At 39.3% G+C, this 14391-nt stretch carries 13 protein-coding genes and 1 tRNA gene; 8 read left to right on the top strand and 6 right to left on the bottom strand.

Annotation, left to right across the window (positions count from 1 at the left end):
• Positions 1-81 precede the first annotated feature (81 nt).
• The 4 genes from MHI18_RS10970 (at position 82) to MHI18_RS10955 (ending at position 2637) form a co-directional block, all read left to right on the top strand.
• Positions 82-1134, top strand: a complete 1053-nt coding sequence (locus tag MHI18_RS10970; protein WP_340847380.1) for an LLM class flavin-dependent oxidoreductase — start codon at positions 82-84, stop codon at positions 1132-1134.
• Positions 1135-1157: 23 nt separating this feature from the next.
• Complete coding sequence (locus MHI18_RS10965; protein WP_340847379.1) at positions 1158-2102, top strand: ATP-grasp domain-containing protein; 945 nt, start codon at positions 1158-1160, stop codon at positions 2100-2102.
• A gap of 77 nt (positions 2103-2179) precedes the next feature.
• Positions 2180-2329, top strand: a complete 150-nt coding sequence (locus MHI18_RS10960) for a hypothetical protein (protein WP_340847378.1) — start codon at positions 2180-2182, stop codon at positions 2327-2329.
• A 155-nt stretch (positions 2330-2484) separates the two neighbouring features.
• Positions 2485-2637 carry a hypothetical protein gene (locus MHI18_RS10955; RefSeq protein WP_340847377.1) on the top strand — a complete coding sequence of 51 codons (153 nt, stop codon included), beginning with the start codon at positions 2485-2487 and terminating at the stop codon, positions 2635-2637.
• 846 nt (positions 2638-3483) lie between these two features.
• Here the strand turns inward: MHI18_RS10955 and MHI18_RS10950 are convergent.
• The 3 genes from MHI18_RS10950 to MHI18_RS10940 all read right to left on the bottom strand — a co-directional run bounded on the left by MHI18_RS10950 (position 3484) and on the right by MHI18_RS10940 (position 8999).
• Positions 3484-5046: an ABC-F family ATP-binding cassette domain-containing protein gene (locus tag MHI18_RS10950; protein WP_340847376.1), complete on the bottom strand. Its 1563-nt coding sequence runs from the start codon at positions 5044-5046 to the stop codon at positions 3484-3486.
• Positions 5047-5259: 213 nt separating this feature from the next.
• Positions 5260-7449 (bottom strand): DNA topoisomerase III, encoded by a 2190-nt coding sequence (locus MHI18_RS10945; protein WP_340847375.1) that lies wholly within the window; start codon positions 7447-7449, stop codon positions 5260-5262.
• Positions 7450-7580: 131 nt separating this feature from the next.
• Positions 7581-8999 carry a DHA2 family efflux MFS transporter permease subunit gene (locus MHI18_RS10940; RefSeq protein WP_340847374.1) on the bottom strand — a complete coding sequence of 473 codons (1419 nt, stop codon included), beginning with the start codon at positions 8997-8999 and terminating at the stop codon, positions 7581-7583.
• A gap of 178 nt (positions 9000-9177) precedes the next feature.
• Between MHI18_RS10940 and MHI18_RS10935 the strand changes: the two genes are divergently transcribed.
• Positions 9178-9720, top strand: a complete 543-nt coding sequence (locus tag MHI18_RS10935; protein WP_340847373.1) for a TetR/AcrR family transcriptional regulator — start codon at positions 9178-9180, stop codon at positions 9718-9720.
• 47 nt (positions 9721-9767) lie between these two features.
• Here MHI18_RS10935 and MHI18_RS10930 read toward each other — a convergent pair whose 3' ends face one another.
• Entirely contained in the window at positions 9768-9923 is a 156-nt protein-coding gene (locus tag MHI18_RS10930) for a hypothetical protein (protein WP_340847372.1), read from the bottom strand.
• Positions 9924-10613: 690 nt separating this feature from the next.
• On the opposite strand from MHI18_RS10930, the gene MHI18_RS10925 reads away from it, so the two are divergent.
• Both MHI18_RS10925 and MHI18_RS10920 read left to right on the top strand, forming a co-directional pair.
• On the top strand, positions 10614-11105 hold the full coding sequence (locus tag MHI18_RS10925) for a DUF2243 domain-containing protein (protein WP_340847371.1): 492 nt from the start codon (positions 10614-10616) through the stop codon (positions 11103-11105).
• Positions 11092-11889, top strand: coding sequence for a cytochrome c oxidase assembly protein (locus MHI18_RS10920; RefSeq protein WP_340847370.1), 798 nt, complete (start codon positions 11092-11094; stop codon positions 11887-11889). Before MHI18_RS10925 ends, MHI18_RS10920 begins: the two co-directional genes overlap by 14 nt.
• A gap of 130 nt (positions 11890-12019) precedes the next feature.
• Here MHI18_RS10920 and MHI18_RS10915 read toward each other — a convergent pair.
• Positions 12020-12093 (bottom strand) — tRNA-Arg (locus MHI18_RS10915).
• A 245-nt stretch (positions 12094-12338) separates the two neighbouring features.
• Here MHI18_RS10915 and MHI18_RS10910 point away from each other — a divergent pair.
• Positions 12339-12992 carry an HAD-IA family hydrolase gene (locus MHI18_RS10910; RefSeq protein ID WP_340847369.1) on the top strand — a complete coding sequence of 218 codons (654 nt, stop codon included), beginning with the start codon at positions 12339-12341 and terminating at the stop codon, positions 12990-12992.
• A 30-nt stretch (positions 12993-13022) separates the two neighbouring features.
• Here the strand turns inward: MHI18_RS10910 and MHI18_RS10905 are convergent, their stop codons facing one another.
• On the bottom strand, positions 13023-14369 hold the full coding sequence (locus MHI18_RS10905) for a GntP family permease (protein WP_340847368.1): 1347 nt from the start codon (positions 14367-14369) through the stop codon (positions 13023-13025).
• Positions 14370-14391 lie beyond the last annotated feature (22 nt).

The following is a 14391-nucleotide window of genomic DNA, read 5'->3' as shown; positions in this document are numbered from 1 at the left end:
CTGCGCAAACTTCTTCTTATCGAAGGAGTTTTTTTGTTGTCTTTCCTCTGTTTCACCAATAAAAACAAAGGGGTTTTGAACATGAAGTTTGGCTTTTGGCTGCCTATTTTCGGTGGATGGTTAAGGAATGTAGAAAATGAAAACATGCCTGCAACCTTTGAGTATGCAAAACAAGTAACAATAGCTGCAGAAAAATTGGGATTTGATACTACGCTGGTGGCAGAATTAAATTTAAATGATATTAAAGGTCCTGAGCATGATTCGCTTGAAGCATGGTCAACTGCTGCAGCTTTAGCAGCGGTAACTGAAAAAATTGAGATTATGACGGCAGTAAGACCTGGATTCCATAATCCAGCGGTCACAGCGAAAATGGCGGCCAATATAGACAACATAAGCAACGGACGTTTTACCCTGAATGTGGTATCTGCATGGTGGGAAGAAGAAGCACGGCAATATGGGGGGATTTTTACGGCCCATGATGAGCGTTATGATCGAACAGAAGAATTTCTAGATATCTTAACGGGATTATGGTCTGCCGAGGATACCTTCTCATATGAGGGCAAATATTACAGCATAAAGGATGCTCATTTACATCCAAAGCCAGTTCAACGTCCTAATCCAATTCTGTATGCAGGTGGAGAAAGTCCACGTGGGAAACAGACGATCGTCGATAAATGTGACGCCTACGTAATGCATGGCGGAACGGTTGAAGAAATTACGACTAAAATTGAAGGGATGAAAAGACAGCGTTCAGAAGCAGGCCGTGAACCTTTTTCAGCTTTTGGTTTAGCTGCATACGTAGTCTGCCGTGATACAGAAGAAGAAGTCGCTGCTGAACTTGCAAGGATAACAGATGTGAAGGAATCGAGCGGTTATGCAGGATATAACGACTTTATCAGCAAATCACAACTTGAACAGCAAGTTAAACTTTTCGATTATTCTGTTTCTAACCGGGGCTTGCGTCCGAATTTAATTGGAACACCTGAACAAATTGCTGATCGAATTATTGCATTCGAAGAAGCCGGAGTAGATTTGCTATTGCTGCAATTTTCTCCGCAGCTTGAAGAGATGGAACGCTTCGCCAAGCAGGTTAAGCCTCTTGTAGAAGCAAAACGCCAAAAAGCATCCGTTTAACTAATTTTGAAGGAGGCATCATGATGAGTAAAATTTATATTCTACATGAAAATAACGAATGGACAGCTCATTTAACGAAACGGTTGAATGAACTGGAATTACCATACGAAGAGTGGCATCTTGATGAAGGTCTCGTTGATCTGACAGAAACTCCGCCAGAGGGCGTTTTTTACAGCCGCATGAGTGCATCATCCCATACTCGCGGTCATCGATATGCACCAGAATTAACAGAGTCTGTACTGGCTTGGCTTGAACAGCATAACCGCACCGTATTTAACGGAAGCCGCGCCCTTCGCTTAGAGGTCAGCAAAGTGAACCAATATACGGCTTTGACAAAGTCCGGTATTCGCACTCCGAAAACGATTGCTGCAATCGGTAAGGAAAATATATTGAAGGCCGCAGAGAAAATTGGTGCAGAATCATTTATCACTAAGCATAATCGTGCTGGAAAAGGTCTCGGTGTCCAATTATTCCAAACCATTGAGGGATTGAAAGGCTATCTAGAAGGTCCTGATTTTGATGAACCAGTAGATGGCATCACCTTGATTCAAGAATATATCAAGGCGCCCGAGCCGTTTATAACCCGCTGTGAATTCGTTGGCGGCAAATTCGTTTATGCAGTACAAGTCGATACATCTGAAGGGTTTGAACTGTGTCCGGCCGATGCCTGCCAAATCGGCGATCTCTTCTGTCCAGTAGGAGAGGAAGTCGAAGAAAAACCGAAATTCCAAATTGTCCAAGATTTTAATGATCCAATCATTGAAAAGTATGAAGCATTCTTAAAAGAAAACCAAATCACCGTAGCCGGCATTGAATTCATCCGAAATGAAGCTGGAGACATATTTACCTACGATGTGAACACAAATACGAACTATAACTCAGATGCCGAACAAGCTGCCGGAAAATACGGCATGCTCGAACTGGCTAAATTCCTAGGATCAAAACTCAAAACAGAAGAATTAGTCTAATAAAAAACCAGAATGCTCAGCATTCTGGTTTTTTATTATAGGAGCAGGTTGCAGAGGAAGTAATCCAGAGCCAGCCCATGAACTCATGGTGCGGCGGGCAAGGGCCGAATACTTTTAAGTTTGGGCCGAATCAACTTCATTTTGGGCCGAATCAATCGGAGTTTGGGCCGAATAAAGGAAAGAAAGGGCCGAATGTAAGATTAGGACAGCTTGATGAGACAATATGATGGCGAATTCATAAAGCCAATAGATCAAAAAGGATCTGGTTTTATCAAAAAAGAGTCGCTAAAAGGGAAAAGTCGATTCCAGCTAAACCAAAAAGAGAAAGATACTCTATTTTCACAAGAGCCGAACCCATGAAGTCATGATGCGGTCGGAATTTATGCAGCAAACAGTGCAGTGGGCGGTAGGGCCGAATACTTTCGCGTTTGGGCTGAATCAATTTCTTTTTGGGCCGAATCAATCGGAGTTTGGGCCGAATAAAGGAAAGAAAGGGCCGAATGTAAGATTAGGACAGCTTGATGAGACAATATGATGGCGAATTCATAAAGCCAATAGATCAAAAAGGATCTGGTTTTATCAAAAAAGAGTCGCTAAAAGGGAAAAGTCGATTCCAGCTAAACCAAAAAGAGAAAGATACTCTATTTTCACAAGAGCCGAACCCATGAAGTCATGATGCGGTCGGAATTTATGCAGCGAATAATGCTGTGGGCGGTAGGGCCGAATAAATCGGAGTTTGGGCCGAATAAAGGAAAGAAAGGGCCGAATGTAAGATTAGGACAGCTTGATGAGACAATAAGATGGCGAATTCATAAAGCCAATTGATCAAAAGGATTTGGTTTTATCAAAAAAGAGTCGCTAAAAGGGAAAAATCGAATCCAACCTAACCAAAAAGAGAAAGATACTCTATTTTTACAAGAGCCGAACCCATGAAGTCATGATGCGGTCGGAATTTATGCAGCGAATAATGCTGTGGGCGGTAGGGCCGAATACTTTTGCGTTTGGGCCGAATCAACTTCATTTTGGGCCGAATAAAGGAAAGAAAGGGCCGAATGTAAGACTAGGAGAGCTTGATGAGACTATAAGATGGCGAATCCATAAAGCCAGTTGATCAAAAGGATCTGGTTTTATCAAAAAAGAGCTGCTAAAAAGGGGAAAATTGAATCAAGCTAAACCAAAAAGAGAAAGATACTCTATTTTCTCAAGAGCCAAACCCAAGAGAGTATGAGAGTGAAAGAGTAGCCAGACTGGTCTTTGGATTATCAAAACAGAGAAAGATAGTCGTGTGGAATGGTGCCGAATAAGTGCACTAAATGATGAATGGTTTAAGATTATTTCCAAAAAAAAACGAGAGTTCCATAACGGAACTCTCGTTTTATCTTTATTCTGCTGAATGAACGGCATTAAACCATTCTTCAACGTCCCATACCTTTGTTACCCAGTCTTCATAGAAGTCAGGTTCATGGCATACGAGCAGGATGGTTCCTTTGTAGGCCTTCATTGCCCGTTGAAGTTCTTCTTTAGCTACGATGTCCAGATGGTTCGTCGGTTCATCAAATAAAAGCCAGTTGCTTTCAGTAAGCATCAATTTACATAGGCGGACCTTAGCGTGTTCGCCACCGCTTAATTGACTAAGTTGACGAGTAATATGGTCGTTTTTAAGACCTACGCGTGCAAGAATTGAGCGGACTTGACCCTGCTCAAGATGTGGGAAAGCATTCCATACATCATCAAGTGGTGTAATTTTATCTGCTTTAACTTCTTGTTCAAAGTAAGATGGGAAGAGGTAATCACCAAAGACACTTTTACCGCTGAGTGGTTTAATATCACCCAAAATGGTTTTTAGTAGAGTAGATTTACCGACTCCGTTACAGCCGACGATAGCGATCTTTTCACCGCGCTCAATCGTTGTTGTTAATTTAGGGAATAAGGGATGATCATAGCCGATTTCCAGCTCTTCACTTTCAAATACAAAACGACTGCTGCTGCGTGACTCTTTGAATTCAAAGGTTGGTTTCATAGCTGATTCAGGCTTTTCAATTAGATCGATACGTGATAATTGTTTCTCACGGCTCTTTGCCCGTCCGCTGCTTGAAGCCCTAGCTTTGTTCTTATTAATAAATTCTTCTTGTTTTTTTATAAATTCCTGTTGTTTTTCATAGGCACTAATATGTTGATTTTTATTTAGTTCGGACAATTCTAGGAATTTTTCATAGTTAGCTACATAGCGGGTTAGCTTCGAAAACTCAAGATGGAATATGATACCGACTACACTATTCATAAATTCAGTATCATGGGAGATTAATAAGAAAGCATGCGGGTAATCTTTTAAATAATTACTTAACCAGCGAATATGTTCGACATCCAGGTGATTTGTAGGCTCATCCAAAAGTAAAACTTCAGGCTGCTCGAGCAATAATTTAGCTAGTAAAACCTTTGTACGTTGTCCACCACTTAGAGAGGATACGTCTCGGTCTAAACCGACTGCATCAAGGCCCAAACCGTGAGCCGCTTCGTCGACTTTTTTATCTAGGTTATAGAAATTTCCTGCTTCCAATTTATCTTGGATTATCCCCATTTCCTCTAAAAGCTGTTCGAGTTCCTCAGGGGTAGCTGTACCCATTTGCGCAATGACTTCGTTCATCCTTTTTTCCTCTTCAAACAAAGGAAGGAAGGCCTCGTTTAGAACATCACGCATCGTTTTCCCTTTTGTCAGTACTGTATGCTGGTCTAAGTAGCCATAATTTGTACTAGGAGACCATTCTACCTTACCTTCATCATGTATAATCTGACCGGTTATTATATTCATCATCGTCGATTTTCCGACACCATTTGCACCGACTAAACCAACATGTTCCCCCGCCATTACTCGGAATGAAACATCACTGAAAAGCTTGCGGTCACCAAAGCTGTGACCTAATTTATCTATAGTAAGTAAGCTCATTAATTGTTGAACCTCCAATAAGTTTGAAAAATCTCTACCTTTAATCATACTAAAAATCTAGTAAAAATGCTATGGCTTACCATTGGAAATTAACAGGAAATCTCCATGATCCTTTTACACTCGACAAATTTCTTGGGAAATAATTGAGAAAATCCAGCTGATATCCAAGCAAAAAAAGACAGAGAATAACTACAATTCTCCGCCGAGTTTATGTTAATCAAATTTCATTCCTTTTAGTAAGTCTGCAAATGGATTATTAATCGGTTCAGCTTCTTTTTCTTGCTCTTTTAAGTACTTTTGCACCGTGCGCTTATCTACTTTTCCACCAGTTTCTTTTTTACGTCTTGCTTCAAAAGCAGAAAGTTTCTCGCGATAGCCGCATTTACAAGTGAAAATTTGACCGTCACCTTCGCCACGCAGTTCCATTTTCTTTTTACATTGTGGGCAGCGTGCATTGGTTACGCGGGCAACATTCTTCCTATGTCCACATTCTCGGTCTTGGCAGACTAACATTTTTCCCTTTTTGTTGTTCACCTCAAGCATTGGTTTACCACAGTCGGGGCACGATTTTGTAGAAATGTTATCGTGTTTATACTTTTTATCGCTAGCTTTAATTTCTTTGACAATCTCTTTTGTATGATGTTTCATTTCATTAATAAAAGCATCTTTTTTCAGGTTCCCTTTTGCGATTTGCTCAAGCTTTTGTTCCCATTCAGCTGTTGTTGCAGGAGATTTTAGCTTTTCCGGCACTAAATCTAACAGCTGACGTCCTTTAGACGTCATATAAATCTCTTTACCACCGCGTTTTTCAAATAGGAATGAATTAAACAATTTATCAATGATTTCAGCACGAGTAGCAACTGTACCAAGTCCGCCAGTTGACCTTAATGTGTCTGCAAGCTTTTTATCATCTGTTTTTATATATTTCGCAGGGTTTTCCATAGCTGACAGTAAAGTCGCCTCATTAAAGCGGGCAGGCGGCTTTGTTTGGCCTGATGTTTGAGCGATTATATTTGTCTTTAATACATCGCCTTTTTCAAGTTTAGGCAATAGCTGCTCTTTTACATCGTCTTTTGATTCTTCATCATCAAAATGGTTTGCATAAACTTCTTTCCATCCAGAATGAATCACAGTTTTTCCTTTTGCAATAAACGTATGATCACCAATCTTGGTTTGTACGGTTAATTGCTCATATTCAAATGCAGGGAATAATACAGCTAAGAAACGTTTCACGACAAGGTCGTAAATTTTGCGTTCTTTGTCCGTGAAGGATGAAATATTCACATAATCTTCAGTTGGAATAATGGCATGGTGATCACTTACTTTGCTATCGTCTACAAATGCTTTTGTTGCTTTAATTGGTTTCGTTAATACCTTATTGGCAAGAGAACGATAGTCACCTACAGCACATGCTTTTAAACGCTCAGGAAGTGTGCTTACAATATCTGAAGTTAAATAACGTGAATCTGTACGCGGATAAGTTAAGACTTTATGCTGCTCATACAGTTTTTGCATAATATTTAAGGTTTCTTTAGCAGAATAGCCAAAAATCTTATTTGCATCACGTTGTAATTCAGTTAAGTCATATAGAGCAGGTGCAAATGTTTTCTTTGCTTTGCGGTCAATGGAAATAATAGAAGCATCTTTGCTGCCAAGTGATTTCACGATTTCATCGGTCTTTTCTTTATTAAAACTCCGACTATTCCCGTTTGCATCCTGCCAAGTTAATGAAAGACCAGGTGTTTTGGCTTCGATTCCATAGTATGTTTGAGGCTTAAAATGCTTAATTTCTTCTTCACGTGCTGCAACCATTGCAACGGTTGGTGTTTGTACACGGCCGCAGTTTAATTGTGCATTATATTTTGTGGTTAAGGCACGCGTAGCATTCAAACCTATATACCAGTCTGCTTCCGAACGGGCCACGGCAGAAGCATATAAGTTTTCATAATCTTTACCGGGTTTTAAATTATTAAATCCATCTTTTATCGCTTTATCTGTTACAGAAGATATCCAGAGACGTTTGATGGGTTTATGAACTTTTGCTTTATCAATAATCCAACGTGCAACTAATTCTCCTTCTCGCCCCGCATCAGTTGCGACAATGATTTCATTCACATCAGTACGGGTTAATTGTGCTTTAACCGTATTGAACTGTTTCCCTGTTTGTTTCATGACCACTAACTTCATTTGATCGGGGAGCATAGGAAGGTCTTCTAAATTCCATGTTTTAAATTTAGCATCATATGCTTCTGGGTCTGCTAGTGTAACTAAATGGCCTAATGCCCAAGTCACGATGTATTTATCGCCTTCTAAAAAACCATTTCCTTTCTTCGTACATTTCAATACATTTGCTATATCACGTGCAACTGAAGGCTTCTCAGCAATGACTACACTTTTCACCATATATTCGAACTCCCTTACTAACTATTTACCGTATAATATAACATAATTTTAAGGAAGAAATTGCCCGGCAGGCTCCTAAGCAGCTGAATAAGGAAAAGCCGGCACATGGTTAGGAATGTGCCGGCTCTGCGTTATGATGATTGTTTCATCTTTGCTTTAGATGGAATAAATAGTGTTAATACAAATGCGATAATAGCTAAGATGGTCATGAAATAATAGGCATCACTTGACCCGAAAATCGAAGCAAGTGAGCGGACAGCTTCAGCCGTTGCATTTGGTGTTTCTTCTAGTAAGGTTTCCGCGTGCTTGGTGGTTTGTGCTGTAAACACCGTAACAACTACAGCTGTTCCGATTGCACCAGCAATTTGGCGAACGGTATTATTCACGGCTGTACCATGTGTCACGAGTATTTTCGGTAAAGCATTCAAACCAGCGGTGTTTAAGGGCATTGTGATAAAACTTAACCCTATACGAAGGAATATCGTACGAACCATTAAGAAAATAAAGGTTGTTGATTCTGTTAGATCAGTAACCACCCACATTGAAGGAATGATAAAAATTAACCCAATAATGAATAAAGGCTTTGCACCAAAGCGGTCAAATAACTTTCCTGTTACGGGAGACATAAAGGCATTGATAATCGCACCCGGTAATAATAATAAACCAGCGTCAAATGCAGAAAATCCTCTACCGTTCTGTAAATAAATCGGTAATAGAATCATATCCGCATACATCATCATAGTAACAAAAATGTTTATGATCGATGTTAACGTAAAAACCTTGTAATTAAAAACGGATAAATTAAGAAGGGGGTCAGCAGATTTAATTTGTCGATGACAGAAAACAGCAATCGTCAAGACTCCCACAAGTATGGAAGCTAGGACAATCTTGTCATCCCAACCATGGCTGCCCGCATTACTGAATCCATACAAAATAAGTCCAAATCCGACGGTCGATAAGATCACGCTTACTATATCCAACTTCGCTTTTTCCGTTCCTGTTACGTTAACTAAATATTTCATAGCTAATAAAATGACGATTACTACAAATGGTATGATTCCAATAAATAACCAACGCCATGAATAGTATTCAATTACAAAGCCTGCCAATGTCGGAGCAATGGCTGGAGCAAAAATAATGGCTAGTCCCATTAACCCCATCATACTGCCTCTTTTTTCTGGAGGGAAAATAAACATAACCACGCTCATAAGCAATGGCATAATAATTCCTGCCCCAATGGCTTGGATCATACGGCCTGTTAGTAAGATGGCGAAGTTTGGTGATACTGCGCACAATATGGAGCCGATTAATAAGAACAACATTGAACTTATAAATAACTGGCGGGTTGAAAAACGTTTCATTAGATAGGCAGTAATAGGGATCAAGACCCCATTAACCAACATAAAACCTGTAGAAATCCACTGTACAGTTGTAGCAGATACAGTAAATACCTCCATTAAATTACTTAACGCAACATTTAACAGTGTTTGATTTAGTGTGGATAAAAAACACCCTAAAATTAATACAGTTAATAATATTTTTTTATTCATTGATCCGGTCAAATTGTATTCCTCTCCTCATTGCTTTTTTTACACAGTGTCAATAAAATAGATGGTAACATTCATTTTTTTAGCTGCCTATTATCAATTTTTTATAAAGTGTTAAGTAAACAACATATTTATAAAATATATAAAATAAGTAAGAGATTATAGATGAAGGAGAGGTAAAGTGACCATACAAAAAAAACAGGATCCTCGTGCCATTCGTTCTAAGCGAGTGATTAAAGCAGCTGTCGCAGAATTATTAATTGAAAATCCTGATATATCGAAGCTTACCGTACAAAAAATAGCTAAACGCGCAGAGCTGAATCGGGCTACATTTTATTTGCATTTTATGGATATTGGTGATGTGTTAAAACAGTTGGTTCATGATATCTTCGACGACTTGTTGTTGGAAATGTCACCTGTTTTGCAAATCGATAATGTAAATAATGAAAAACAACTAATTACCTTTCTAGATTATTTTTATAAGCATCGGAAACTTTTTACGGTCCTATTTGAGCACCCTGGTTTCAAAAAAAAATCTCATATGATATTAAAGGACTCTATTGTCATACAACGTGAAAGAGAAGAAGCTGTTACTAGAGAAATAACGTTATCAATGGATATTCTTGCAGCCTCCATTCTTGGAATTATCATGTGGTGGCTAAAGGATGGCATTCATTTTAGTTCTGAATATATAGCCAATCAAATTATTGAATTATATCGATAACCAAAACAAAAAAGGATGAAGCCTAAGATGGCTTCATCCTTTTTGTTCTATAACTCATTTAGAGCGGTGCCGAATAAATTAAACTCAAGCATCTTTTCTTTAGTCGAAAGTTCATACGTACTCGTTTGATTAGGAACACAGATTGAATCTTGATCATTATTCATCATTGTTGAATCCTGTTCATCGTACCAATGATTGATCATGAAAACCATCTCCTAAGTCGAATAAAACGATATACTCTTTTTGTGGAAGTCTATCCCTGATCACCTGGACTAAATACTGCTGCGTCATTCTCTTTGTTCCATTGGCTTCTGATCGTACTCATCGCACATCATCTCCTTTGGTGAGAAATACCTCATGCCTTTTAATCACTAATACATATTGCGTACCCGGTCAATCATTCGTGCAAGCCTATCTTGATTCCTACCCTTTATCACCTGGACTAAATACTGCTGCATCATTCTCTTTGTTCCATTGGCTTCTGATTGTACTCATCGCACATCATCTCCTTTGGTTGAAAAATGCCTCCTGCTTTTAATCACGTGCATGAAAAATAGTACCTTGAATCATTCGTGCAGGCTTGTCTTAACGTCTAGCCCTGATCACCCGGACTAAACACCGCTGCGTCATTCTCTTTGTTCCAATGGCTGTTGATCATACTCATCGTACATCATCTCCCTTTGGTGAGAATGTCTTACATTCATACTATACCCCAGTCATTATATTTAAAACATAAAATGGATATTTTTCAAAAAAATAATCTTTTTAGTTCAAACAATGGATTACAAGTCTATAAATATCTGTTTTTTCTGAATACAACTGATAAGTTTTGGGAAAAGTAGGGTAAATATAGAATGACAGAGTAGATAAAGCAGGTAGAAAAGGAGGAGCATATGAGTACAACGAATAATAGAACAGCATACTCCAGTAGAAATATATGGACTGGAATTTTGTTTGGGCTCGGTTTAGTTGGTTTTATTGATGAAGTTGTCTTTCATCAGCTGTTACATTGGCATCATTTCTACGACAAATCAACGACAGACATGGGACTGGTATCAGATGGTTTATTTCATGCTTTTAGCTGGTTTGCAACTATCGCTTCTTCGTTTCTATTAGCCGACTTGCACCGTAAGCAAGCGTATTGGTTCAAAAGATGGTTAGCGGGTGTGTTTCTTGGAGGAGGGGCTTTCCAGTTATATGATGGAACCATCCAGCATAAATTAATGGGGTTACATCAGATTCGCTATGTAGAAAATGTGTATGTGTATGATATAATCTGGAATTTCATTGCTATTGTTATGATTATAATCGGTGTCACCCTCATTATTCGTACACGCGGAAGAAAACATGATGATGGAAAGACTGTTGCCCATGAATCACAGTAATCACAACGAAGTTCATATAAACCAGGCAGAGGCAGGATTGCAAATTCTTTTAGCACTGCCTTTTATCATCGTGTTAATTCTGTATCTTATTGCTGTATTCATCTCTAATCGACACCATAGGAACTGGCCTCTAGCTCGAACTGTATACTGGGTTTCTGGTGTTCTATTGGCGATACTAGCAGTGGCTGGACCCATCGCAACTCGAGCCCACATAGATTTCACAGCACATATGCTCGGTCATTTACTCTTAGGAATGCTGGCTCCATTGTTGATGGTTCTAGCTGCCCCAATGACATTACTGCTGAGGACAATAAGCGTCACTTCTGCACGGCGTCTTACGCGTGTTCTAAGGAGTAGGCCGTCTAGGATGTTTACCCATCCAATTGTGGCATCATTTTTAAATATAGGGGGTCTTTGGTTATTGTACACGACCAATCTATACGCCCTTATGCACGAAAATAACATGTTGAATTATCTTGTGCATATTCATGTCTTTATAGCGGGATACTTATTCACCTTATCTATGATTTATATTGATCCAATCTTCCACAGGAGTTCTTTTTTATTTCGCTCAATCGTCTTAATTATTGCCTTAGCCGGCCATGGTATTTTATCAAAGTATCTCTATACGCACCCACCTGCGGGAATACCTTACGAACAGGCAAAACAGGGAAGTATGATGATGTACTATGGCGGAGATATCATTGACCTAATATTGATATTCATTCTATGTTTGCAATGGTTTAGAGCAACTAAACCTCGAAGGGAAGCAGCTATGGGGTAAGCTAATGAATCTATTCCGCAGGAAATGAAAAACATCCGTGAGCACTTGAGCACGGATGTTTTTTTGCAGAAAAAAAACCTGCTGCAACACGGTATAAACCGAACTACAACAAGGTTTTTCATATAAGTAGTGTCCCAGATAGGAATCGAACCTACGACCTACAGCTTAGGAGGCTGTCGCTCTATCCTGCTGAGCTACTGAGACAGATTAAAAATGTACGATTGATATATTATATTTCTATTCTGCAAATTTATCAAGATATTCGTGTCTGGAAGCAATATTATTGTGTTTTTTTTCAAAATAAAATGACCGAATGTTCATTGATTTTTATGCTATAATTGGATGATTATGGATGGTTTCAGGTTTGATAAAGAAGAAAATAAACCTCGACTTATGTTGGAAAATCTAGTAGAATTCCTGCACCAATTTTAGGAGATAGGGGAGAAATAATGAGAGATTCATACAAGTTTGTGCTGTTTGACTTAGATGGAACGATATCCGATCCGCGGCTTGGCATTGTCCATTCGGTTCAGTACGCAGCTAAAAAAATGAAGCTTCGGGATGTTCAAGCAGCTGAAGTGGAAGCTCATATTGGTCCGCCGCTGCAGGAGACATTCGCTGAGGTATTTGGCTTAGATGAAGCAGAGACGCTATCAATGATTAAATTTTATCGAGAATATTTTAAAAAAACGGGGATGTTTGAAAATGTTCTTTATCCAGGTATTCTAGAGCTCTTGGAAACCTTGAAATCGAACAAACGGTTAGTGGTTGCAACGTCAAAGCCAACTGAGTTTGCGCAGCAAATAGTATCGTATTTTCAGATTGATCCGTTCTTTGAACTGGTGGTTGGAAGTAATCTTGATGGGACGAGGACAACAAAGGCAGAAATCATCCGTTATATTCTTGAACAATACGGGGAGTACAAACGAGAAGATTTTGTTATGATAGGAGATCGAAAACAGGATATTCATGGAGCCTTTCATAATGGAATCGATTCAATTGGCGTTACGTACGGGTTTGGTTCACCTGCAGAATTAATGGATGCACACCCAAGTCATATTGTGGACACTGTATCGGAATTAGGGAGCTATTTTACTCGATAAAAAAAGCCCCCCTCGTGGAAGGGGGAAGAGTTATACGAATAAACTAAGCAGTAATACGAATGCTAGTCCAGCTACAGAAATGATTGTTTCTAATAGTGTCCACGTGGCAAACGTTTCTTTCATACTTAAACCAAAATACTCTTTAAACATCCAGAATCCTGCATCATTAACATGGGAAGCTACTAAACTACCTGCTCCAGTGGCAAGAACGACTAAAGCGAGGTTTACATCAGATTGACCCAGCATTGGGATCACTAATCCAGCTGTTGTTAAGGCTGCAACAGTTGCAGATCCTAATGAAATTCGTAAAATAGCGGCAATAATCCAAGCTAGTAATATAGGAGATAGGTTTGTTCCCTCGAACAGTTCTGCTACATAATCGCCGACGCCGCCGTCAATGAGTACTTGCTTGAACGCTCCTCCACCCCCGATGATTAAGAGCATCATGCCAATATGTGTAATAGCCGTTGTACATGAATCCATGACCGTTTTGATCGGAATCTTTCTGGCAATCCCCATTGTGTAGACAGCGACTAATAGTGAAAGTAACATGGCGGGTGATGCACCGCCGATAAAACGGATGAAGGCAAGAATCGAGTTATCTTTAAACCCTATCGTATTTTGAAGCAATGTAATGATCGTAGCGATTGACATTAAAATAACCGGAAGCATTGCGGTGAAGACACTAATGCCAAAACCAGGTGTATCTTCTATTTTAAATACCTTCTGTTCGCCTAAAGAAGCAATACTTCCAGTCTTTGTAAACGACTGTGGTACTAGTCTTTTAGCAAGCTTAGTAAATAAAGGTCCTGCGATAATAACCGTTGGGATGGAGATAATAATCCCGTAGAGTAATACTTCACCAATATCTGCACCATATTCACCAGCAATGACCGTTGGTCCTGGATGGGGCGGCAGAAATCCGTGTGTTACGGATAAAGCAGCTACCATTGGAATCCCAAGATATAAGATTGAAACTTTTAATTCCTTAGCAATGGCAAAGATAATAGGAACTAGTAAAACTAATCCCACTTCAAAAAATAAGGCAATACCGATAATAAAGGAAGCAGCGACAACAGCCCACTGAATGTTTTTTTCACCGAATTTGTTAACAAGGGTCAACGCAATCCGCTGAGCACCGCCTGAATCTGCGATTAGCTTACCGAGCATGGCACCTAGTCCGAAGATTAATGCTAAGTGGCCTAGTGTTCCTCCTAACCCTGCTTCAATCGTTGTGACAATTTCGTCTAAAGGCATCCCAAGTGCTAGTGCAACCCCAAATGATACAATAATTAATGAAACAAAGGTATTTAATTTTAAGCCCATAATTAAGATCAATAGAGCTAAAATCCCAACTGCTACAATGATTAATGGCATGATGTATCCTCCTGATGCAAAC

It is taken from the genome of Peribacillus sp. FSL H8-0477 (assembly GCF_038002765.1).
In the GTDB taxonomy this organism is placed as follows: domain Bacteria; phylum Bacillota; class Bacilli; order Bacillales; family DSM-1321; genus Peribacillus.
This window is presented reverse-complemented; position numbering and strand designations above follow the sequence as displayed.